Origin of the sequence: Streptomyces sp. NBC_00691 (genome assembly GCF_036226665.1) — a bacterium.
Classification (GTDB): domain Bacteria; phylum Actinomycetota; class Actinomycetes; order Streptomycetales; family Streptomycetaceae; genus Streptomyces.
The window spans coordinates 4685422-4707852 of record NZ_CP109007.1; the positions used below are offsets into that span (position 1 = coordinate 4685422).

General features: G+C 70.0%; 19 protein-coding genes. 18 read left to right on the forward strand and 1 reads right to left on the reverse strand.

Going from position 1 to position 22431, the window contains the following annotated elements:
• Positions 1–249: 249 nt before the first annotated feature.
• The 4 genes from mqnC to OG392_RS21230 all read left to right on the forward strand — a co-directional run bounded on the left by mqnC (position 250) and on the right by OG392_RS21230 (position 4858).
• Positions 250–1449, forward strand: coding sequence for a cyclic dehypoxanthinyl futalosine synthase (gene mqnC, locus OG392_RS21215; protein ID WP_329281743.1), 1200 nt, complete (start codon positions 250–252; stop codon positions 1447–1449).
• Positions 1450–1456: 7 nt separating this feature from the next.
• Positions 1457–2056, forward strand: coding sequence for an imidazolonepropionase-like domain-containing protein (locus OG392_RS21220; RefSeq protein WP_329281745.1), 600 nt, complete (start codon positions 1457–1459; stop codon positions 2054–2056).
• Between the two features lie 571 nt (positions 2057–2627).
• Complete coding sequence (locus tag OG392_RS21225) at positions 2628–3323, forward strand: demethylmenaquinone methyltransferase (RefSeq protein WP_329281747.1); 696 nt, start codon at positions 2628–2630, stop codon at positions 3321–3323.
• 248 nt (positions 3324–3571) lie between these two features.
• A complete protein-coding gene (locus OG392_RS21230; protein ID WP_329281749.1) occupies positions 3572–4858 on the forward strand; it encodes a geranylgeranyl reductase family protein in 1287 nt (428 codons plus the stop codon).
• An 86-nt stretch (positions 4859–4944) separates the two neighbouring features.
• On the opposite strand, the gene OG392_RS21235 is transcribed toward OG392_RS21230, so the two are convergent.
• Positions 4945–5829: a C40 family peptidase gene (locus OG392_RS21235; protein WP_329281752.1), complete on the reverse strand. Its 885-nt coding sequence runs from the start codon at positions 5827–5829 to the stop codon at positions 4945–4947.
• Positions 5830–6499: 670 nt separating this feature from the next.
• Here OG392_RS21235 and OG392_RS21240 point away from each other — a divergent pair.
• The 14 genes from OG392_RS21240 (at position 6500) to nuoN (ending at position 22335) form a co-directional block, all read left to right on the forward strand.
• Positions 6500–6859 carry an NADH-quinone oxidoreductase subunit A gene (locus tag OG392_RS21240; RefSeq protein WP_019888619.1) on the forward strand — a complete coding sequence of 120 codons (360 nt, stop codon included), beginning with the start codon at positions 6500–6502 and terminating at the stop codon, positions 6857–6859.
• Positions 6860–6876: 17 nt separating this feature from the next.
• Positions 6877–7431: a NuoB/complex I 20 kDa subunit family protein gene (locus tag OG392_RS21245; protein ID WP_319310819.1), complete on the forward strand. Its 555-nt coding sequence runs from the start codon at positions 6877–6879 to the stop codon at positions 7429–7431.
• 88 nt (positions 7432–7519) lie between these two features.
• Complete coding sequence (locus tag OG392_RS21250; protein WP_329281756.1) at positions 7520–8251, forward strand: NADH-quinone oxidoreductase subunit C; 732 nt, start codon at positions 7520–7522, stop codon at positions 8249–8251.
• Positions 8248–9570 carry an NADH-quinone oxidoreductase subunit D gene (locus OG392_RS21255; RefSeq protein WP_329281758.1) on the forward strand — a complete coding sequence of 441 codons (1323 nt, stop codon included), beginning with the start codon at positions 8248–8250 and terminating at the stop codon, positions 9568–9570. Before OG392_RS21250 ends, OG392_RS21255 begins: the two co-directional genes overlap by 4 nt.
• The gene (gene nuoE / locus OG392_RS21260; RefSeq protein ID WP_329281760.1) at positions 9567–10307 is read left to right on the forward strand and encodes an NADH-quinone oxidoreductase subunit NuoE; all 741 of its coding nucleotides are present in this window, start codon (positions 9567–9569) and stop codon (positions 10305–10307) included. Before OG392_RS21255 ends, nuoE begins: the two co-directional genes overlap by 4 nt.
• Entirely contained in the window at positions 10304–11656 is a 1353-nt protein-coding gene (nuoF, locus tag OG392_RS21265; protein WP_106975816.1) for an NADH-quinone oxidoreductase subunit NuoF, read from the forward strand. Before nuoE ends, nuoF begins: the two co-directional genes overlap by 4 nt.
• The gene (locus OG392_RS21270) at positions 11653–14151 is read left to right on the forward strand and encodes an NADH-quinone oxidoreductase subunit G (protein ID WP_329281764.1); all 2499 of its coding nucleotides are present in this window, start codon (positions 11653–11655) and stop codon (positions 14149–14151) included. The genes nuoF and OG392_RS21270 overlap by 4 nt, the downstream gene beginning before the upstream one ends.
• On the forward strand, positions 14148–15509 hold the full coding sequence (gene nuoH / locus OG392_RS21275; RefSeq protein ID WP_329281767.1) for an NADH-quinone oxidoreductase subunit NuoH: 1362 nt from the start codon (positions 14148–14150) through the stop codon (positions 15507–15509). The genes OG392_RS21270 and nuoH overlap by 4 nt, the downstream gene beginning before the upstream one ends.
• The gene (nuoI, locus tag OG392_RS21280; RefSeq protein WP_329281770.1) at positions 15484–16080 is read left to right on the forward strand and encodes an NADH-quinone oxidoreductase subunit NuoI; all 597 of its coding nucleotides are present in this window, start codon (positions 15484–15486) and stop codon (positions 16078–16080) included. The genes nuoH and nuoI overlap by 26 nt, the downstream gene beginning before the upstream one ends.
• Positions 16077–16901 carry an NADH-quinone oxidoreductase subunit J gene (locus OG392_RS21285; protein ID WP_329281772.1) on the forward strand — a complete coding sequence of 275 codons (825 nt, stop codon included), beginning with the start codon at positions 16077–16079 and terminating at the stop codon, positions 16899–16901. The genes nuoI and OG392_RS21285 overlap by 4 nt, the downstream gene beginning before the upstream one ends.
• Positions 16898–17197 carry an NADH-quinone oxidoreductase subunit NuoK gene (nuoK, locus tag OG392_RS21290; RefSeq protein ID WP_017239464.1) on the forward strand — a complete coding sequence of 100 codons (300 nt, stop codon included), beginning with the start codon at positions 16898–16900 and terminating at the stop codon, positions 17195–17197. The genes OG392_RS21285 and nuoK overlap by 4 nt, the downstream gene beginning before the upstream one ends.
• Positions 17198–17207: 10 nt before the next feature.
• Positions 17208–19100: an NADH-quinone oxidoreductase subunit L gene (gene nuoL, locus OG392_RS21295; protein WP_329281775.1), complete on the forward strand. Its 1893-nt coding sequence runs from the start codon at positions 17208–17210 to the stop codon at positions 19098–19100.
• 5 nt (positions 19101–19105) lie between these two features.
• On the forward strand, positions 19106–20677 hold the full coding sequence (locus OG392_RS21300; protein ID WP_329281777.1) for an NADH-quinone oxidoreductase subunit M: 1572 nt from the start codon (positions 19106–19108) through the stop codon (positions 20675–20677).
• On the forward strand, positions 20674–22335 hold the full coding sequence (gene nuoN / locus OG392_RS21305; RefSeq protein WP_329281779.1) for an NADH-quinone oxidoreductase subunit NuoN: 1662 nt from the start codon (positions 20674–20676) through the stop codon (positions 22333–22335). The genes OG392_RS21300 and nuoN overlap by 4 nt, the downstream gene beginning before the upstream one ends.
• The last annotated feature ends 96 nt before the right edge of the window (positions 22336–22431 follow it).

The following is a 22431-nucleotide window of genomic DNA, read 5'->3' on the forward strand; positions in this document are numbered from 1 at the left end:
GGGCCCCGTTCCCGGTTCCCGATTCGGCTCCCGCCGCCCTTCCGGGAGCCCTTCCGTCGATCTCCCGGTGGTCTTCCACGGGTCTCCCGGAATTCGCCGTCGCGTCTCCGTTCGGCAATTCACCCCTTTATCCATGTCCGGACCGTCCGTATTACCGCCACGCCCCCGCACACCACCCGACGGAAGCGGTGAGGAGCGCTGGCGTAGGCTGGTTCGGTCGACAGAACCCCTCCGAAAGGGACACACCCGGTGACCGAGAAGGCCGAACTCCAGTCTGTTCTCGACCGCGCTGCCGCGGGTGGCCGGATCACCCCCGAGGAGGCGCTCGACCTCTACCGCTCGGCGCCCCTGCACGCCCTCGGCTCCGCCGCCGACGCCGTGCGCCGCCGCCGGTACGCGGGGACCGAGCACATCGCGACGTACATCATCGAGCGGAACATCAACTACACGAACGTCTGCGTGACGGCGTGCAAGTTCTGCGCCTTCTACGCGGCCCCCAAGGACACGAAGAAGGGCTGGAGCCGCGACCTCGACGACATCCTGCGCCGCTGCGCGGAGACCGTGGAGCTCGGCGGCACCCAGATCATGTTCCAGGGCGGCCACCACCCGGACTACGGCGTCGAGTACTACGAGAAGCACTTCGCCGCCATCAAGGCCGAGTTCCCGCAGCTGGTCATCCACTCCCTCGGCGCGTCCGAGGTCGAGCACATGGCCCGGATCAGCGGGGTCTCCGTCGAGGAGGCCATCACCCGCATCCACGCGGCGGGCCTCGACTCCTTCGCCGGCGCCGGCGCCGAGCTCCTGCCGGAGCGGCCGCGCAAGGCCATCGCCCCGCTCAAGGAGAGCGGCGAGCGCTGGCTGGAGATCATGGAGATCGCGCACAACCTCGGGGTCGAGTCGACGTCCACCATGCTGATGGGCACCGGCGAGACCAACGCCGAGCGGATCGAGCACCTGCGGATGATCCGCGACGTGCAGGACCGGACGGGAGGCTTCCGGGCCTTCATCCCGTACACGTACCAGCCCGAGAACAACCACCTCAAGGGCCGCACGCAGGCCACGCTCCTCGAGTACCTGCGCATGATCGCCATCGGCCGGCTGTTCCTCGACAACGTCGCACACATCCAGGGCTCCTGGCTCACCACGGGCAAGGAGATCGGCCAGCTCACCCTGCACTACGGCGCGGACGACCTCGGCTCGATCATGTTGGAGGAGAACGTCGTCTCCTCGGCCGGCGCCAAGCACCGCTCCAACCTGCGCGAGATGATCGACATGATCCGTACGGCGGACCGCGTCCCGGCGCAGCGCACCACGACGTACGAGCACATCGTCGTCCACGACGACCCGGCGAACGACCCGGTCGACGAGCGCGTCGCCTCCCACATCTCGTCCACGGCGATCGAGGGCGGCACGGCACACCCCGAGCTGAAGCTCCTCGACGCCAACTGACGCGCCCGTGCTGACCATCCACGTCGCCGAGGCGTCGCCCGAGACGGCCGTCCTGGTCGACGCCGACCACATCGCCGCCGTCGGCCCGTACGACGACCTGGTCGCCGTCAGGCCCGAGGCCCGGGTGCGCCGGTGGCCCGGCATCCTCACGCCCGGACTCCTCAACCCGTACGGCCCCGAGCTGCTCGAAGGCATGTACCACCCGGACCCCCGGGAGGCCGAGGGCTTCGGCACCGAGCCGATCCCCGGCGAGCGGGCGCAGCGGATCTTCCGTGCCGACCCGTCGCGCCGCGCCGCCTCCGCGCGGCGCGGTGTGCAGCGGCTCCTGGCCCACGGGACGGTCGCCGTCGCCGGCGAGCTGCGGGGCCGGGCCGCCGTCGACGCGGTGCGCCGGGCCGGTCTCGCCGTCGGCCGGCGCCCGGAGCGGCTGCACGGCGGCCCGTCCTTCTCGCCGTCGCCGCTGATCCTCCTGCCCGGTCTGATCCCGGGCGGCCCCGCGCGCTTCGCCGTCTTCGACGTCCCCGACCGGGCCGGCCTGGTCCGCCTGGGCCCGTCCACCTGCGTCGCCACCGTCATCGGCGGGCGGCTGGTGTTCCGGCAGCGGTAGCCGCGCCGTCGCGGGGCCTCGGCGACGGCCAGCAGTTGTCGCGGTGTCACCGGCGCCGACACGTTCTCGGGTTCGACGGAGAGCCGGACGCGGCTCCCGCCGTACAGGAAGGTCACGTACGACCCCGGCGTCTCCAACGCGTTGACCGGCACCGAGCGCAGCTGCGCCGGACGGTCCCCGTCGAACGTCACGGCCTCGCACCTGACCGAGCAGGGCCGCCACCCGCTGCTGGTGGGCGGCGAGGCGCTCGCGCTCCGACCCGGACAGGCCGTCGGGGTCGTCCCGCGGGATGATCCGCCGGCCGGTCCGTCCGCCCGTCCGTGGGCCGTCCCGTCCGGTGCCGGGCCGGCCGGGCCGTCCGCCGGGCCGGGCCCCGCCCCGGATGCGGCGCCGGGCCCCGCCCCGGGCGCGGGTCCCGGTCTCGCCTCGGTCGGTATCGCCATCGCACCCCTGCCTTCCTCGCCGGCGTGCGCCGGCGGCTGTCATGCACTCACCCCGTCCTTGAGCGCGTTCGGGTCCGAAAGGTCGAAGCGGTACCAGGACGAATTCGGGCGGCTGCCACAATGGCCGGGTGACCCGAGCTTCCCTGGACAAGCAGCCGCACGAAGTCGCCTCGATGTTCGACGACGTGGCGGAGAACTACGACCTCACGAACGACGTGCTCTCCCTGGGCCAGGACCGACGCTGGCGCAAGGAGGTCGCGAAGGCGGTCGACGCGCGCCCCGCGCAGAAGATCCTGGACCTGGCCGCCGGCACGGCCACCTCCTCGCAGCCCTTCGCCCGCGCGGGCGCGTACGTCGTGCCCTGCGACTTCTCCCTCGGGATGCTCCGGGTCGGCAAGAAGAACCACCCGTGGATGCCGTTCACGGCCGGTGACGGCACGAAGCTGCCGTTCCGCGACGACGTGTTCGACGCGGTCACTATCTCCTTCGGCCTGCGGAACATCCAGGACACCGAGCAGGCGCTGCGCGAGATGTACCGCGTGACCAAGCCCGGAGGCCGGGTCGTCATCAGCGAGTTCTCGCACGCCACCTGGGCGCCGTTCCGCACGGTGTACGAGGAGTACCTGATGCGCGCCCTGCCGCCGGTGGCCCGCGCGGTCTCCTCGAACCCGGACGCGTACGTGTACCTGGCCGAGTCGATCCGCTCCTGGCCCGACCAGCCGACCCTGGCGGGCCTGCTCCAGAAGGCCGGCTGGTCGCGGGTGGCCTGGCGGAACCTGACCGGCGGCATCGTCGCCCTCCACCGGGGCTTCAAGCCCGCCTGACCCCTGGCGCGTCCGGCCGGGCGCTACTTCACGTGGAGCCCGTGGCCGCCCACGCCCGTGTACACGGCGTCCGCCACGTCCGGGTGCACGGGCGTCCCGTCGTGGTGCGGACGCACGAATCCCGCTCCGTCTCCCTCGGCCCGCACGGTCCTTCGGGTGGCCCTCCGGACGGTCCGCGACCCGCCCCCATAGACTGCCCCGGTACGTCCGTACCGCCCCCTACCGTCGAGTCTTCGGGAGAATCCGCCGTGACCGAGCAGCCCCTCTCCGAGCACAGCGCAGATGTGATCGTCGTCGGGGCGGGCCCGGCCGGCTCGACCACCGCGTACTACCTCGCCAAGGCCGGACTGGACGTCCTCCTCCTGGAGAAGACGGCGTTCCCCCGCGAGAAGGTCTGCGGCGACGGCCTCACCCCCCGCGCCACCAAGCAGCTCGTCTCCATGGGCATCGACATCTCCGAAGAGGCCGGCTGGCTGCGGAACAAGGGCCTGCGGATCATCGGCGGCGGCGTCCGCCTGGAGCTCGACTGGCCGGAACTCGCCTCGTTCCCGGACTACGGACTCGTCCGCAAGCGCGACGACTTCGACGAGCAGCTCGCCCGCCAGGCCCAGAAGGCCGGCGCGCGCCTCTACGAGCGCTGCAACGTGGGCGCCCCGATCATCGACGACCGTACGGGCCGGATCACCGGTGTCCACGCCAAGCTCGGCGACGAGAAGCGCGAGGTCACCTTCCACGCCCCGCTCGTCGTCGCCGCCGACGGAAACTCCACCCGGATCTCCCTGGCGATGGGCCTGCACCGGCGCGAGGACCGGCCCATGGGCGTGGCCGTACGGACGTACTTCACGAGCCCCCGGCACGACGACGACTACCTGGAGTCCTGGCTGGAGCTGTGGGACCGGCGCGGTCCGCAGGACCGGCTCCTGCCCGGCTACGGCTGGATCTTCGGCATGGGCGACGGCACGTCCAACGTCGGCCTCGGCATCCTCAACTCCTCGAAGGCCTTCCGCGAGCTGGACTGGCGCGAGGTCCTCAAGGCCTGGTGCGCCTCGATGCCGGAGGACTGGGGCTTCACCCCGGAGAACATGACGATGCCGATCCGCGGCGCCGCCCTCCCGATGGCCTTCAACCGTCAGCCGCACTACACCAAGGGCCTGCTGCTCGTCGGTGACGCCGGCGGCCTCGTCAACCCGTTCAACGGCGAGGGCATCGCGTACGCCATGGAGTCCGGCCAGATCGCGGCCGACGTCATCGTCCAGGCACACGCCCGCGCGACCCCCGCCCAGCGCGAACTCGCCCTGCGGAACTACCCGCAGGTCCTCAAGGACACCTACGGCGGGTACTACACGCTCGGCCGCGCCTTCGTGAAGCTCATCGGCAACCCGAAGGTCATGAAGATCGCGACCCAGCGGGGTCTGACCCACCCGATGCTGATGAAGTTCACGCTGAAGATGCTGGCGAACCTCACCGACCCCACGGGCGGCGACGCCATGGACCGCATCATCAACGGTCTGTCGAAGGTCGCCCCGAAGGCCTGACCACCGGGCGGACCGGGACGGCACAGGGAAAAGCCGTCACTCCCCCGAGGAGTGACGGCTTTCGCGTGCCGTGAGGTGCGGGTCGGTCAGAGGAGACGGACCGCGCCGGAGGGCATGTCCCAGTCCAGGGAGCGCTCGACGACACCGGTCGACGAGTTCTGCGCGCCGACGTAGTTGCCGCCGCCCACGTAGATCGCGACGTGGTACGAGCCGCTGCGGCTGCCCCAGTACAGGATGTCGCCCGGCTGGAGGTTGCTCAGGGAGACGGAGGTGCCCATGCTCGACTGGTCGTACGAGATGCGGGGCAGGTCGATGCCGGCCTCGCGGTAGGCGGCCTGGACGAGACCGGAGCAGTCCCACGAGTTGGGGCCGGTGCCGCCGGTGACGTACGAGTCGCCGACCTGGGCGCGGGCGAAGGCCACGATCGCGGCGGCGGAGCCGGAGGGGGCCTGCGTCTGGGAGTCGCCGGAACCGGCCGAGGAGCCGGAGTCCGAGGAGCCGTCGCTCGCGGACGTGGCGGCGAGCTGGGTGCGCTCGCTCGTGCGGGAGGCGCGCTCCTGCGCTTCCTTGCGCTCCTGCTCGGCCTTGGCGTCCGCCTCGGCCTTGAGGCGGGCCTTCTCGGCCTTCTCGGCCGCGGCCTTGCGGTCGGCCTGGGCCTTGGCCGTCTTGGCCTCCTGGGCGGCCTTCTGCAGCGCCAGGTTCTCCTGCGTCTGGAGGCTCTGGTCGAGAGCCTCCTGCTGGGAGGCCTCGGCGGAGGCGGCGACGGCGGAGGCGAGACCGGTGCCGGCCTCGAGGGAGCCCAGGGTGGGCATTTCGATGGTCTCGGTCACCGGCTCGGCATTCGCCGGCCCGGCAGCACCGGCCACCGCGATGGTGCCGAGGACGCCACCGGCAACTCCGGCTCGCAGCGCGAGCTTCGAGGCGCTGCGGCGGGGCTTCCGGTGGCTGGGTATGTGAGCGGTGTGGGACATGAGGACAACCGCTATCAGGGCTTCACGGTTCCCTTCAAGAAACGTGGGTTGCGCCACAGTTACGTTCGGAATCTCCTAATCCGCTTCCGTGGCGCCCTTATTGACGCCGTAACGGGCAAATCGGGCACGGCTCATCTGGCCCTTGATCACGGGTTTTCAATGAAACGCCCGAATTGCCCGACGCTTACCACCTCTTGACGCGCATGGCCAAGCCCCATGTTTTCGAGAGCTTCGGGGTGTGGCGCACGTCACAGATCCGTCTCACGAACGCTCGTGAACGGGCGCACGCGTCCACCGTCGTACGCCGGACCCCCCGACCGGGCGACGGGCGCTGTCTTTATCACCCGGATGCGTCCATCGCCAATTTGCCTGTAGTGACCATCACTTGATAGTGCGACACCCCCTCCGAGCAGCGATTTCCGGTCCGGATGTCACATCTGGTGATCACCTGGGCGCTTCGCGCAACAAGATCACCGCTCATCCGACTTCATGATCCTTCGTCAGGTGGTGGAGATCACAAAGTCGTTGCTGTACCCCGTGTCGCAGATCACAGAGGGGCGGGCATAAGATGCGGGGCAGCCGGGCTTGTGAACTGCCTCACATGGGGGCGATCTTTCACGGTCCGGCCGTGCGGTCCAACGGTCAAGGACGACTGGAAGGAGCGAGGAGCGTGAATGCGTACGCGCCCGTCCTCGTGCTCGGTGCCCTGGGTGCGGGGTTTGCGATCTTCTCCGTGGTCATGGCCACGCTTATCGGGCCAAAGCGGTACAACAGGGCAAAACTTGAGGCGTACGAGTGCGGCATCGAGCCGACACCCACTCCCGCCGGAGGCGGCCGCTTCCCGATCAAGTACTACCTGACGGCGATGCTCTTCATCGTCTTCGACATCGAGATCGTCTTCCTCTACCCCTGGGCCGTCACGTTCGACGCCCTGGGGCTTTTCGGGCTCGTGGAGATGCTGCTCTTCGTGCTCACCGTCTTCGTCGCCTACGCGTATGTGTGGCGTCGCGGCGGCCTGGAATGGGACTGAGGGGCTGAGGGGCACCTATGGGACTCGAAGAGAAACTCCCGAGCGGCTTTCTGCTGACGACGGTCGAACAGGCCGCGGGCTGGGTGCGCAAGGCGTCCGTGTTCCCCGCGACCTTCGGCCTCGCCTGCTGCGCCATCGAGATGATGACCACCGGAGCCGGCCGGTACGACCTGGCCCGCTTCGGCATGGAGGTCTTCCGCGGCTCACCGCGCCAGGCCGACCTGATGATCGTGGCCGGCCGGGTCAGCCAGAAGATGGCGCCGGTCCTGAGGCAGGTCTACGACCAGATGCCCAACCCCAAGTGGGTCATCTCCATGGGCGTCTGCGCCTCCTCGGGCGGCATGTTCAACAACTACGCGATCGTCCAGGGCGTCGACCACATCGTGCCGGTCGACATCTACCTGCCCGGCTGTCCGCCGCGCCCGGAGATGCTGCTCGACGCGATCCTCAAGCTCCACCAGAAGATCCAGGGCTCCAAGCTCGGCGTGAACGCCGAGGAAGCGGCCCGGGAGGCGGAGGAGGCGGCGCTCAAGGCGCTGCCGACGATCGAACTGAAGGGTCTGCTGAGGTGACCGACGCACGCGCGGCCGCCGGGCCGCAGAAGGCGACGACGGCCGCACCTCCGCGCCGCGTGGGCGGAGAAGGGAACAGGGCAGCACAGTGAGCGACGAGACACCCAATCCCGAGAAGGACCTCAGCGCGCAGAACCTGCCGGGGCAGCGGGGGGAGCACGGCGAGGAGGTCCGCGTCCAGCGCGGCATGTTCGGCGCCGACAAGGGCGGCGACACCTCCGGCTACGGCGGACTCGTCCGCTCGATCCGGCTCCCCGGACCGGCCTCCCGCCCCTACGGCGGCTGGTTCGACGAGGTGGCCGACGAACTCGAGGGCGCACTGGAGGAGCAGGGCCTGCTCCCCGGGAACGCCATCGAGAAGACGGTCGTCGACCGGGACGAGCTCACCTTCCACATCGAGCGGGAGCACCTCGTCCGCGTGGCCCGGACCCTCCGCGACGACCCGGCGCTCCGCTTCGAGCTGTGCACCGGCGTCTCGGGCGTCCACTACCCGGGCGACAAGGGCCGCGAGCTGCACGCCGTCTACCACCTGCGCTCGCTCACCCACGGCCGGCTGATCCGGCTGGAGACGTCCGCGCCGGACACCGACCCGCACGTGCCGTCGCTCGTCGCGGTCTACCCGACGAACGACTGGCACGAGCGCGAGACGTACGACTTCTTCGGCATCGTCTTCGACGGCCACCCCGCCCTCACCCGGATCATGATGCCGGACGACTGGCAGGGCCACCCGCAGCGCAAGGACTACCCCCTCGGTGGCATCGCCATCGAGTACAAGGGCGCCCAGATCCCGGCTCCGGACCAGCGGAGGTCGTACTCGTGAGCACTTCCCACGCGTCTCCTCGCGAGACGACAGAAGGCGCCGTCTACACGGTGACCGGCGGCGACTGGGAAGAGGTCGTTCAGTCCGCCGCGAAGGCCGACGACGAGCGCATCATCGTCAACATGGGCCCCCAGCACCCGTCCACCCACGGTGTGCTCCGGCTCATCCTGGAGATCGACGGCGAGACCGTCACCGAGGCCCGCTGCGGCATCGGCTACCTCCACACCGGCATCGAGAAGAACCTCGAGTACCGGACCTGGACGCAGGGCACCACCTTCGTCACGCGCATGGACTACCTCACCTCGTTCTACAACGAGACGGCGTACTGCCTGGGCGTCGAGAAGCTGCTCGGCATCACCGACCAGATCCCGGACCGGGCGAGCGTCATCCGCGTCCTGCTGATGGAGCTCAACCGGCTCTCCTCCCACCTGGTGTGCATCGCCACCGGAGGCATGGAGCTCGGCGCCACCACGATCATGATCTACGGCTTCCGGGACCGCGAGATGATCCTGGACCTGTACGAGCTGATCACCGGCCTGCGTATGAACCACGCGTTCATCCGCCCCGGCGGCCTCGCCCAGGACCTCCCGCCCGGCGCCGTCGACGCCGTGCGCGAGTTCGTGAAGACCATGAAGAAGAACCTGCCGGAGTACGACAAGCTCGCCACCGGCAACCCCATCTTCAAGGCCCGCATGCAGGACGTCGGCTACCTCGACCTCACCGGCTGCATGGCGCTCGGCGCCACCGGACCGATCCTGCGCTCGGCGGGCCTCCCGCACGACCTGCGCAAGACCGACCCGTACTGCGGCTACGAGAACTACGAGTTCGAGGTCCCCACCGCCGACACGTGCGACTCCTACGGACGCTTCCTCGTCCGCCTGGAGGAGATGCGGCAGTCCCTCCGGATCGTCGAGCAGTGCCTCGACCGGCTGGAGCCGGGCGACGTCATGGTCGGCGACAAGAAGATCGCCTGGCCCGCGCAGCTCGCGCTCGGCGCCGACGGCCTCGGCAACTCGATGGACCATATCGCGAAGATCATGGGCACCTCCATGGAGGCCCTGATCCACCACTTCAAGCTGGTCACCGAGGGCTTCCGGGTCCCGGCCGGGCAGGCGTACGCGGCCGTCGAGTCGCCCAAGGGCGAGCTCGGCGTGCACGTCGTCTCCGACGGCGGCACCCGCCCCTTCCGGGTCCACTTCCGCGACCCGTCCTTCACCAACCTCCAGGCCATGGCCGCGATGTGCGAGGGCGGCCAGGTCGCCGACGTCATCGTCGCCGTCGCCTCCATCGACCCCGTGATGGGAGGCGTCGACCGATGACCGACCAGATCAGTCTGGGCATGCCCCAGCTCCCCGCCCCCGCGTACCCGGCGGAGGTCCACGCCCGCCTGACCGAGGACGCGCGGGCGATCATCGACCGCTACCCGGACTCCCGCTCCGCGCTCCTGCCGATGCTGCACCTGGTGCAGGCGGAGGAGGGGCATGTCACCCGTACCGGCATGGCGTTCTGCGCCGAGACCCTCGGTCTGACCACCGCCGAGGTCACCGCCGTCGCCACCTTCTACACGATGTACCGGCGCAAGCCCTCCGGCGACTACCAGGTCGGCGTCTGCACGAACACGCTCTGCGCGGTCATGGGCGGCGACGCCATCTTCGAGGAGCTCAAGGAGCACCTCGCCGTCGGCAACAACGAGACCACCGACGACGGCAAGATCACGCTCGAGCACATCGAGTGCAACGCGGCCTGCGACTTCGCCCCCGTGGTGATGGTCAACTGGGAGTTCTTCGACAACCAGACCCCCGAGTCCGCCAAGGCGATGGTGGACGACCTGCGGGCCGGCCGGACCGTCGAACCCACCCGCGGCGCCCCGCTCTGCACCTTCAAGGAGACGGCCCGCATCCTCGCCGGCTTCCCCGACGAGCGTCCCGGCGCCGTCGAGGCCACCGGCGGCGCGGGCCCCGCCTCGCTCGTGGGCCTCCGACTCGCCAAGGGCGAGCAGCCGCACCACCGAATCGTCCACCCGCGCGGTGAGACCTCCGGTCAGGAGGGGGAGTGATGACCTTGGCCGCCGAGATCAACAACAGCAGCCCCGAGAAGCTCCTGTCGCCCGTCCTCTCCGCCTTCTGGGACCAGCCCGACTCCTGGACACTGGAGACGTACGAGCGGCACGAGGGATACCAGGGGCTCAGGCGGGCCCTCGCGATGAGCCCCGACGCCCTCATCGCGTACGTGAAGGAATCCGGCCTCCGCGGACGCGGCGGCGCCGGCTTCCCCACCGGCATGAAGTGGCAGTTCATCCCGCAGGGCGACGGCAAGCCGCACTACCTCGTCGTCAACGCCGACGAGTCCGAGCCCGGCACCTGCAAGGACATCCCGCTCCTCTTCGCCAACCCGCACTCCCTCATCGAGGGAATGATCATCGCCTGCTACGCGATCCGCTCCGAGCACGCGTTCATCTATCTGCGCGGCGAGGTCGTCCCCGTCCTGCGCCGCCTCCACGAAGCGGTGCGCGAGGCGTACGCCGCCGGTTACCTCGGCCGGGACGTCCTCGGCAGCGGGCTGAACCTGGACATCACCGTGCACGCCGGCGCGGGCGCGTACATCTGCGGTGAGGAGACCGCACTGCTCGACTCGCTCGAAGGGCGCCGCGGCCAGCCCCGGCTGCGCCCGCCCTTCCCCGCGGTCGCCGGTCTGTACGCCTGCCCCACCGTGGTGAACAACGTCGAGTCCATCGCGTCCGTTCCCGCGATCCTCAACCGGGGCAAGGAGTGGTTCACCTCGATGGGCAGCGAGAAGTCCCCGGGCTTCACGCTGTACTCGCTCTCCGGGCACGTCTCCTCGCCCGGCCAGTACGAGGCCCCCCTCGGCATCACCCTGCGCCAGCTCCTCGACATGAGCGGCGGCATGCGCCCCGGCCACCGGCTCAAGTTCTGGACGCCCGGCGGCTCCTCCACCCCGATGTTCACCGACGAGCACCTCGACGTGCCCCTCGACTACGAGGGCGTCGGCGCCGCCGGATCGATGCTCGGCACCAAGGCGCTCCAGTGCTTCGACGAGACCACCTGCGTCGTCCGGGCCGTCACCCGCTGGACCGAGTTCTACGCCCACGAGTCCTGCGGCAAGTGCACACCCTGCCGCGAAGGCACGTACTGGCTGGTCCAGCTGCTCCGTGACATCGAGGCCGGCAAGGGCAAGCTGTCCGACCTCGACAAGCTCAACGACATCGCCGACAACATCAACGGCAAGTCGTTCTGCGCCCTCGGCGACGGCGCTGCCTCGCCGATCTTCTCCTCGCTCAAGTACTTCCGCGAGGAGTACGAGCAGCACATCACCGGCCGCGGCTGCCCCTTCGACCCGGCCAAGTCGACCGCCTGGGCGGACAACCACAAGGAGGTGACCGCATGACCGTCACCACGCCCCAGCCCGCCGGCGGCGGCAACCCGGTCGTACCACGGGAGGATCTCGTCTCGCTGACGATCGACGGCATCGAGATCTCCGTCCCCAAGGGGACCCTGGTCATCCGCGCCGCCGAACAGCTCGGCATCGAGATCCCCCGCTTCTGCGACCACCCCCTCCTCGACCCCGCCGGCGCCTGCCGCCAGTGCATCGTCGAGGTCGAGGGCCAGCGCAAGCCGATGGCCTCCTGCACCATCACCTGCACCGACGGCATGGTGGTGAAGTCGCAGCTGACCAGCCCCGTCGCCGAGAAGGCCCAGCACGGGGTGATGGAGCTGCTGCTCGTCAACCACCCCCTCGACTGCCCGGTCTGCGACAAGGGCGGCGAGTGCCCCCTGCAGAACCAGGCCATGTCCCACGGGCAGGCCGAGTCCCGCTTCGAGGGCGTCAAGCGCACCTACGAGAAGCCGGTCCCGATCTCCACCCAGGTGCTGCTCGACCGGGAGCGCTGCGTCCTGTGCGCCCGCTGCACCCGCTTCTCCAACCAGGTCGCGGGCGACCCGATGATCGAACTCATCGAGCGCGGCGCCCTCCAGCAGGTCGGCACCGGAGAGGGCGACCCCTTCGAGTCGTACTTCTCCGGCAACACCATCCAGATCTGCCCGGTCGGCGCCCTCACCTCGGCCGCCTACCGCTTCCGCTCCCGCCCCTTCGACCTCGTCTCCTCGCCGTCCGTCTGCGAGCAGTGCGCCGGCGGCTGCGCCACCCGCACCGACCACCGGCGCGGCAAGGTCATGCGGCGGCTCGCCGCCGACGACCCGGAGGTCAACGAGGAGTGGATCTGCGACAAGGGCCGCTTCGGCTTCCGGTACGCCCAGCAGCGCGACCGGCTCACCACCCCGCTGGTCCGCAACGCCGACACCGGTGAACTGGAGACCGCGTCCTGGCCCGAGGCCCTGGAGGCGGCCGCCCGCGGTCTCGTCCGCGGCCGCACCGGCGTCCTCACCGGCGGCAGGCTGACCGTCGAGGACTCCTACGCGTACGCCAAGTTCGCCCGCGTCGCCCTCGACACCAACGACATCGACTTCCGGGCCCGGATCCACTCCGGCGAGGAGGCCGACTTCCTGGCCTCCGCCGTCGCCGGCCGCGGCCGCGATCTGGACGGCACAGGCGTCACCTACACCTCGCTCGAAGGCGCCCCGGCCGTCCTCCTCGTCGGCCTGGAGTCCGAGGAGGAGGCCCCCGGCGTCTTCCTGCGGCTCCGCAAGGCCTGGCGCAAGCACGGCCAGAAGACCTACGCAGTCGCCGCCTTCGCCACCCGCGGCCTGGAGAAGTCGGGCGGCACCCTGCTGCCCGCCGCCCCCGGCACCGAGACCGAGTGGCTCGACGCGCTCACCTCCCGGGTCGGTCTCGAAGGCGACGGACTCGCCGCCGCCGAGGCCCTCCGCCAGGACGGCGCGGTCCTCGTCGTCGGCGAGCGCCTCGCCGGCGTCCCCGGCGCCCTGACCGCCGCCCTGCGCGCCTCCGCCGCCACCGGCGCCCGGCTCGTGTGGATCCCGCGCCGCTCCGGCGAACGCGGAGCCGTCGAGGCCGGAGCGCTCCCCGCGCTGCTGCCCGGCGGCCGTCCCGCGACCAGCCCCCGCGCGCGCGAGGAGGTCGCCGCCGCCTGGGGCGTCCGCGAACTCCCGCACGGCTACGGCCGCGACACCGGCCAGATCGTGGAGGCCGCCGCCACCGGCGAACTCGCCGCCCTGCTCGTCGGCGCCGTGGAGGTCTCCGACCTCCCGGACCCGGCCCGCGCCCGGGAGGCCCTCGACGCGGCCTTCGTCGTCTCCCTGGAGCTGCGGCCCAGCGAGGTCACCGCCCGCGCCGACGTCGTCCTCCCGGTCGCCGCCGTCGCCGAGAAGCCCGGCACCTTCCTCAACTGGGAAGGCAGGGCCCGGATGTTCGAGGCCGCGCTCAAGCCCGAGCAGATGACCCGCCCGCTGGCCCCGGCCGACGCGCGCGTGCTCCACATGCTCGCCGACGCCCTCGACGCCCACCTGGCGCTGCCCGACCTCAGGGCCGTACGCCGGGAACTCGACCGGCTCGGCGGCTGGACGGAGGAGCGGGCCTCCGAGCCCGTCGAGCCCGGCCAGGCCGCGCCCCGTCCCGGCGACGGCGAGGCCGTCCTCGCCGGACACCGGATGCTGCTCGACCTCGGCCGGCTCCAGGAGGGTGACACCGCCCTCGCGGGCACCCGGCACGCGGCCGTCGCCCGGCTCTCCGCCGCCACCGCCGCCGACACCGGCGTCAAGGACGGCGACACCCTCGAAGTCACCGGCCCCGCGGGCTCCGTCGTCTTCCCGCTCCGGGTCACCGAGATGCCCGACCGCGTCGTCTGGCTCCCGCTGAACTCAGCCGGGCGCGGCGTCCTCTCCGACACCGGTGCCCACCCCGGCGACCTGGTCCGCATCGGCCCGGCGACCCCGAGCCCCGTCGATGCCACGGAGGTGCAGGCATGACCACGCCGCTCGCCGCCGAAGACCTGTCCATGTTCGGTACGGACCCCTGGTGGCTCGTCCTGATCAAGGCCGTCTTCTGCTTCGCCTTCCTGATGATCACCGTGCTGTTCTCCATCGTGTGGGAGCGCAAGGTCGTCGCCTGGATGCAGCTGCGCATCGGCCCCAACCGGCACGGCCCCTGGGGCCTCCTCCAGTCCCTCGCGGACGGCGTCAAGCTGATGCTCAAGGAGGACGTGATCGTCAAGAAGGCCGACAAGGTCGTCTACGTCCTCGCACCGATCATCGCGGCCATCCCGGCGTTCATGGCGATCGCCGTGATCCCCTTCGGCCCGGCCGGCAACGAGGTCTCGATCTTCGGCCAGCGCACCTCGATGCAGCTCACCGACCTGCCGATCGCGATGCTGTACGTCCTCGCGGTCGCCTCCGTCGGCATCTACGGCATCGTCCTCGCCGGCTGGTCATCCGGTTCCACGTACCCGCTGCTCGGCGGCCTGCGCTCCTGCGCGCAGATGATCTCGTACGAGATCGCGATGGGTGCGGCCTTCGCCTCCGTCTTCCTCTACTCCGGGTCGATGTCGACCTCGGCGATCGTCGAGGCGCAGGCGGACCGCTGGTTCGTGATCCTGCTGCCGGTCTCGTTCATCATCTACATCGTCACGATGGTCGGTGAGACGAACCGCGCCCCGTTCGACATGCCGGAGTCCGAGGGCGACCTCGTCGGCGGCTTCAACACCGAGTACTCGTCCATCAAGTTCGCGCTGTTCATGCTCGCCGAGTACGTGAACATGGTGACGGTCTCGGCCGTGTCGGTGACGCTCTTCCTGGGCGGCTGGCGGGCCCCGTACCCGGTCTCCACCTTCTGGGAGGGCGCGAACCACGGCTGGTGGCCGATGCTCTGGTTCGTCATCAAGGTGCAGCTGCTGCTCTTCTTCTTCATCTGGCTCCGCGGCACGCTGCCCCGCGTCCGCTACGACCAGCTGATGAAGCTCGGCTGGAAGGTCCTCATCCCGGTCTCCGTGGTCTGGCTGATGCTGGTCGCCACCGTCCGGGCGCTGCGGAACGAGAACATCGCCTTCGGCAACATCGTCCTCTACGTCGCCGGAGCCGTCCTCGGACTGCTGCTGCTCTCCTTCGTCGTCGATGTGTTCCGCGACCGGAAGGCCAAGGCCGCGGCGCCCCCGCCGGAGGACACCCGCTCCTTCGACCCGATGGCCGGCGGCTTCCCCGTACCGCCCAAGCCCGGACAGTCCCTGCCGCCCGTGCCCCGGCGCAGGCCACGGCAGGACCGGGACCTCGTTGTCAGCGGCGCCCCCGATACAGCTCCTGCGAGTGATGGAAAGGAGACGGACGGTGTCTGATTTCCAGAATCCGGTGGCCGGCTTCGGCGTGACCTTCAAGGCCATGTTCAAGAAGCGGCTGACCGAGCAGTACCCGGAGCAGCAGAAGACGACCGCGCCCCGCTTCCACGGCCGGCACCAGCTCAACCGTCATCCCGACGGTCTGGAGAAGTGCGTCGGCTGCGAGCTGTGCGCCTGGGCCTGTCCCGCCGACGCGATCTACGTCGAGGGCGCGGACAACACGGAAGAGGAGCGCTACTCCCCGGGCGAGCGGTACGGCCGCGTCTACCAGATCAACTACGCCCGCTGCATCCTCTGCGGACTCTGCATCGAAGCCTGCCCCACCCGGGCGCTGACGATGACCAACGAGTTCGAACTGGCCGACTCCTCCCGCGAGAACCTGATCTACACCAAGGAGCAGCTTCTCGCGGGCCTCGAGGACACCATGGTCGACTCGCCGCACGCGATCTTCCCGGGCATGACGGAGCAGGACTACTACCTGGGCCTGGTCGAAGGGGCCGCACCCGGGACCGTCCGTCAGGTCGCCGTGTCCAAGGGGGAGAAGGGCGAGCCGGAGGGGGCGGACTCATGAGCAACCTCGCGGCCTACGCGACCTCTTCGGGCGAGGCCTTCCAGTTCTGGGTCCTCGGCATCGTCGCCGTCATCGGCGCCCTCGGCACGATCCTGATGAGGCGGGCCGTGCACTCGGCCCTCTGCCTCGCCGGAACCATGATCATCCTGGCGGTCTTCTACCTGGCCAACGGGGCGTACTTCCTCGGCATCGTGCAGATCGTCGTCTACACCGGCGCGATCATGATGCTCTTCCTCTTCGTCGTCATGCTGGTCGGTGTCACGGCCGCGGACTCGCTGAAGGAGACCATCAAGGGACAGCGCTGGTGGGCCGTCGCCTGCGGCCTCGGCTTCGGCATCCTGCTCGCCGCCGGCATCGGCAACGCCTCGCTGAAGGAGTTCGCCGGACTCGGCGCCGCCAACAGCGCCCACGGCGGGAACGTCGAGGGCCTCGCCGCCCTCATCTTCACCAAGTACGTCTTCGCCTTCGAGATCACCGGCGCGCTCCTCATCACCGCCGCCGTCGGCGCGATGGTGCTCACCCACCGCGAGCGCACCGAGCGGGCCGCCACCCAGCGCGAGCTGGCCGAGCAGCGCGTGCGGGAAGGCAAGCACCTCCCGCCGCTCCCCGCGCCCGGCGTCTACGCCCGGCACAACGCCGTGGACATCGCCGGTCTGCTGCCCGACGGCACCCCGGCGGAGCTCACCGTCATGCAGACCCTGCGCAAGCGGGGCCAGATCCGGGACGTGTCCACCGAGGCCCTCGCCGACCTCAAGGCCCTGGAGCAGCGCTCCGAGGAGCGGCTCGGCCGGGACCGGGACGAAGAGGAGGCCACCCGGTGAATCCCGTCAACTACCTGTACCTCGCCGCTCTGCTGTTCACCATCGGTGCGGCCGGGGTGCTGATCCGGCGCAACGCGATCGTGGTCTTCATGTGCGTGGAGCTCATGCTCAACGCCTGCAACCTCGCGTTCGTCACCTTCTCCCGCATGCACGGAAACCTCGACGGCCAGATCATCGCCTTCTTCACGATGGTCGTCGCCGCCGCGGAGGTCGTCGTCGGGCTCGCGATCATCGTGTCCGTCTTCCGTGCCCGCCACTCGGCCTCGGTCGACGACGCCAGCCTGATGAAGCTGTGAGGGGCTGACCGTGGAAAATCTCATTGCGCTGCTCATCGGGGCACCCCTGCTCGGCGCGGCCGTCCTGCTCCTGGGCGGACGCCGGCTCGACAAGGTCGGGCACTGGATCGGCACGCTCCTCGCGGGCGCCTCCTTCGCCATCGGCCTCGCGCTCTTCGCCGACATGCTCGGCAGGAGCGCCGACGACCGGGCCCTGCACCAGCGGCTCTACACCTGGATCCCCGTCGAGGGCTTCCAGGCGGACATGGCCTTCCAGCTCGACCAGCTGTCGATGACCTTCGTCCTGCTGATCAGCGGCGTCGGCACGCTCATCCACGTCTACTCCATCGGGTACATGGAGCACGACGAGCGCCGCCGCCGCTTCTTCGGCTATCTCAACCTGTTCGTCGCGGCGATGCTCCTGCTCGTCCTCGCCGACAACTACCTGCTCCTGTACTTCGGCTGGGAGGGCGTCGGCCTCGCCTCGTACCTCCTGATCGGTTTCTGGCAGCACAAGCCCACCGCGGCGACCGCCGCGAAGAAGGCCTTCCTGGTCAACCGGGTCGGCGACATGGGCCTCTCCATCGCCATCCTGATCATGTTCACCACCTTCGGCACCTTCGCCTTCGGACCGGTGCTCGGGGCGACCGGCGAGACCAGCGAGGGCAAGCTGACCGCGATCGGTCTGATGCTGCTCCTCGCCGCTTGCGGCAAGTCGGCCCAGGTGCCGCTGCAGTCCTGGCTCGGAGACGCGATGGAGGGCCCGACCCCGGTCTCGGCCCTCATCCACGCGGCGACGATGGTGACCGCCGGTGTCTATCTGATCGTCCGCTCCGCCGACATCTTCAACGCGGCCCCCGACGCCCAGCTCGTCGTCACCGTGGTCGGCGCCGTCACGCTCCTCTTCGGTGCGATCGTCGGTTGCGCGAAGGACGACATCAAGAAGGCCCTCGCCGGCTCGACGATGTCGCAGATCGGCTACATGATCCTGGCCGCCGGCCTCGGCCCCATCGGCTACGTCTTCGCGATCATGCACCTGGTGACCCACGGCTTCTTCAAGGCCGGGCTGTTCCTCGGCGCCGGTTCGGTCATGCACGGCATGAACGACGAGGTCGACATGCGGAAGTACGGCGGCCTGCGGAAGTACATGCCGGTCACCTTCATCACCTTCGGCCTCGGCTACCTCGCGATCATCGGCTTCCCCGGCCTGTCCGGCTTCTTCTCCAAGGACAAGATCATCGAGGCGGCCTTCGCCAAGGGCGGCACCGAGGGCTGGATCCTCGGCGCGGTCACCCTGCTCGGCGCCGCCATCACCGCGTACTACATGACCCGCGTGATGCTGATGACCTTCTTCGGCGAGAAGCGCTGGGAGCCCGACGCGGACGGCAACCCGCCGCACCCGCACGAGTCGCCCAGGTCCATGGTCATCCCCATGGTCCTGCTCGCCGTCGGCTCCGTCGCCGCGGGCGCGATCTTCGAGTTCGCCGGGTTCGTCGAATGGCTGGAGCCGGTCACCGGATACGCCCACGGGCACTCGCCCCTCAGCGCCGCGGCCGTCACCACCGCCACCGTCGTCGTCATGGTGATCGGCGTCGGCCTCGCGTACGTCCAGTACGGGCGCAAGCCCGTCCCGGCCGTCGCCCCGCGCGGCTCGCTCCTCACCCGGGCCGCCCGCCGCGACCTCCTCCAGGACGACCTCAACCACGCCGTCTTCGTCCGCGGCGGCACCCACCTGACCCGCTCGCTCGTCTACGTCGACCACACCCTGGTCGACGGCGTGGTCAACGGCACCGCGGCCTCCGTCGGCGGACTCTCCGGCCGGCTGCGCAAGCTCCAGAACGGCTACGCCCGCACGTACGCGGTCTCCATGTTCGGAGGTACGGCGGTGCTGATCGCCGCGACCCTGCTGATGAGGGCGGTGTAACTTCCATGTCCTTCCCGCTCCTTACGGTCACGGCAGCGGTTCCGGCGGTCGGTGCGATCCTCACCGCCGCCGTCCCCGCCGCCCGCCGCACCGCCGCCAAGTGGCTGGCGCTGCTGGTCTCGCTCGCCACCCTCGTGCTCGCCGCCGTCGTCTTCGCACGGTTCGAGCCCGGCGGCGAGCGGTACCAGATGACCGAATCGCACTCCTGGATCAAGGACTTCGGGGTCCGCTACGAGCTCGGGGTCGACGGCATCGGGGTCGCGCTCATCGCGCTGACCGCGCTGCTGATCCCGTTCATCGTGCTCGCCGGCTGGCACGACGCCGACCCCCTGGAGACCTCCTCCAAGCGGTGGCGGCCCACCCAGGGCTTCTTCGCGCTGATCCTCATGGTCGAGGCGATGGTGATCCTCTCCTTCGAGGCCACTGACGTCTTCCTCTTCTACATCCTGTTCGAAGCCATGCTCATCCCGATGTACTTCCTCATCGGCGGCTTCGGCGACCGGGCCCACAGCGGCTCCGACGAGAACGCGGCGGCCCAGCGCTCGTACGCGGCCGTCAAGTTCCTCCTCTACAACCTGGTCGGCGGCCTCATCATGCTGGCCGCCGTCATCGGGCTCTACGTGGTCGCGGGGAACTTCTCGCTCACCGAGATCGCCGAGGCCCGGGCCAACGGCTCGCTGGAGATGGCGACCAGCACGGAACGCTGGCTGTTCCTCGGCTTCTTCTTCGCCTTCGCGGTGAAGGCCCCGCTCTGGCCGCTGCACACCTGGCTGCCGAACGCGATGGGGGAGGCGACCGCCCCGGTCTCCGTCCTCATCACCGCCGTCGTCGACAAGGTCGGCACCTTCGCGATGCTCCGCTTCTGCCTCGGGCTCTTCCCCGAGGCGAGCAAGTGGGCAACCCCGGCGATCGTCGTCCTGGCCCTCATCAGCATCGTGTACGGCGCGCTGCTCGCCGTGGGCCAGCGGGACATCAAGCGCCTGGTCGCCTACGCGTCGATCTCGCACTTCGGCTTCATCATCCTGGGCATCTTCGCGATGACCACCCAGGGCCAGTCGGGCGCCACGCTCTACATGGTGAACCACGGCATCTCGACGGCCGCCCTGATGCTCGTCGCCGGCTTCCTGATCTCCCGGCGCGGCTCGCGGCTCATCGCCGACTACGGCGGGGTGCAGAAGGTCGCCCCGGTGCTCGCCGGCACCTTCCTCATCGGTGGTCTGGCGACCCTGTCGCTGCCCGGACTGGCGCCGTTCGTCAGCGAGTTCCTCGTCCTGGTCGGCACGTACGCCCGCTACCCGGTGGCCGGTGTCATCGCCACCACCGGCATCGTCCTCGCCGCGCTCTACACCCTCGTCCTGTACCAGCGGACGATGACCGGGCCGGTGAAGGAGGAGGTGCGGGAGCTTCCCGACCTGCGGGTGCGCGAACTCGCCGTGGTCGTGCCGCTGATCGCGCTCCTGATCTTCCTCGGGGTCTTCCCGAAGCCGCTGACGGACGTCGTCAACCCCGCCGTGCAGCACACCATGTCCGACGTCCAGCAGAAGGACCCCCAGCCAGAAGTGGAGGCGGCCAAGTGAGTTCGATCGCCGTCGCATCCTCTGTCCACAGCCTGTGGACGACCGCCGCCGAACCGCTGGACAAGATCCCGGCACCGCACATCGAGTACGTCCAGCTCTCGCCCGTCCTCATCGTGCTCGGCGCCGCGATCGTCAGCGTCCTCGTCGAGGCCTTCGTTCCCCGCAAGGCCCGCTACTACAGCCAGGTCTTCCTCAGCGTCGTGGCGCTCGTCGCCGCCTTCGCCGCCATCGTCGGCCTCGCGGCCGGCGGCTACGGCTCCACCAAGGCCCACATCGCGGCCATGGGCGCCATCGCCGTCGACGGACCCGCCCTCTTCCTCCAGGGCACCATTCTCCTCGCCTCCGTCGTCGCGATCTTCACCTTCGCCGAGCGCAGGCTCGACCCGGCCGACCACGGCCACCGGGTCGACTCCTTCGCCGCCGAGGCCGCCGCAGTCCCCGGCAGCGACCACGAGAAGGCCGCCGTCAAGGCCGGGTTCACCACCACCGAGGTCTTCCCGCTCGCCCTCTTCGCCATCGCCGGCATGCTCGTCTTCCCGGCCGCCAACGACCTCCTGACGCTCTTCGTCGCCCTGGAGGTCTTCTCCCTCCCGCTCTACCTGCTCTGCGCCGTCGCCCGCCGCAAGCGGCTGATGTCGCAGGAGGCGGCCGTCAAGTACTTCCTGCTCGGCGCCTTCTCCTCGGCCTTCCTGCTCTTCGGAATCGCCCTGCTCTACGGCTACGCGGGCTCCGTCTCGTACGCCACCATCGCGCAGGTCGTCGACGGCTCGATCGCCACCGTCAACCCGGCGCTCGCCGACACCATGGGCAACGACGCACTGCTGCTCATCGGCTTCGCCATGGTCCTCACCGGGCTCCTCTTCAAGGTCGGCGCCGTGCCGTTCCACATGTGGACCCCGGACGTCTACCAGGGCGCCCCGACCCCGGTCACCGGCTTCATGGCCGCCGCGACCAAGGTCGCCGCCTTCGGCGCGCTGCTCCGTCTGCTGTACGTGGTGCTGCCGGGCCTCACCTGGGACTGGCGGCCGGTCATGTGGGGCGTCGCCATCGTCACCATGCTGGGCGGTGCGATCGTCGCCATCACCCAGACCGACATCAAGCGGCTCCTCGCCTACTCGTCGATCGCCCACGCGGGCTTCCTGCTCGCCGGTGTCATCGCCGCCACCCCCAGCGGCATCTCGTCCGTCCTCTTCTACCTGGGCGCCTACTCCTTCGTGACCATCGGCGCCTTCGCGGTCGTCACCCTCGTCAGGGACGCGGGCGGCGAGGCCACCCACCTCTCCAAGTGGGCCGGTCTCGGGCGTCGTTCGCCGCTCGTCGCGGCGGTCTTCGCGGTGTTCCTGCTCGCCTTCGCCGGCATCCCGCTGACCTCGGGCTTCTCCGGGAAGTTCGCGGTCTTCAAGGCGGCGGCGGAAGGCGGCGCCGGCGCGCTCGTCGTGGTCGGTGTGATCTCCTCGGCGATCGCCGCGTTCTTCTACATCCGGGTCATCGTGCTCATGTTCTTCAGCGAGCCGAAGGCGGACGGCCCCACGGTCGCGGTGCCCTCGGCCCTGACGACGGTCACGATCACGGCGGGTGTGGCGGTCACGCTGGTGCTCGGCTTCGCGCCGCAGTACTTCCTGGATCTCGCGAACCAGGCGAGCGTGTTCGTCCGGTAGCTCCGGCCGTACGCGTGAAGGGCCCGGCTCGGGGGCGAGCCGGGCCCTTCGTCGTACGCGGGGGTGACCCGGGGAGGTGTCCGTGCCATCGTGGAA

What these genes read in the sequence shown, in the direction of transcription:
- OG392_RS21235 (WP_329281752.1), bottom strand. Translation starts at nt 5,829, where the DNA reads ATGTCCCACACCGCTCACATACCCAGCCACCGGAAGCCCCGCCGCAGC.
- OG392_RS21245 (WP_319310819.1), top strand. Translation starts at nt 6,877, where the DNA reads ATGGGACTCGAAGAGAAACTCCCGAGCGGCTTTCTGCTGACGACGGTC.
- nuoE (WP_329281760.1), top strand. Translation starts at nt 9,567, where the DNA reads ATGACCGACCAGATCAGTCTGGGCATGCCCCAGCTCCCCGCCCCCGCG.
- OG392_RS21270 (WP_329281764.1), top strand. Translation starts at nt 11,653, where the DNA reads ATGACCGTCACCACGCCCCAGCCCGCCGGCGGCGGCAACCCGGTCGTA.
- nuoH (WP_329281767.1), top strand. Translation starts at nt 14,148, where the DNA reads ATGACCACGCCGCTCGCCGCCGAAGACCTGTCCATGTTCGGTACGGAC.
- nuoI (WP_329281770.1), top strand. Translation starts at nt 15,484, where the DNA reads ATGGAAAGGAGACGGACGGTGTCTGATTTCCAGAATCCGGTGGCCGGC.
- OG392_RS21285 (WP_329281772.1), top strand. Translation starts at nt 16,077, where the DNA reads ATGAGCAACCTCGCGGCCTACGCGACCTCTTCGGGCGAGGCCTTCCAG.
- OG392_RS21300 (WP_329281777.1), top strand. Translation starts at nt 19,106, where the DNA reads ATGTCCTTCCCGCTCCTTACGGTCACGGCAGCGGTTCCGGCGGTCGGT.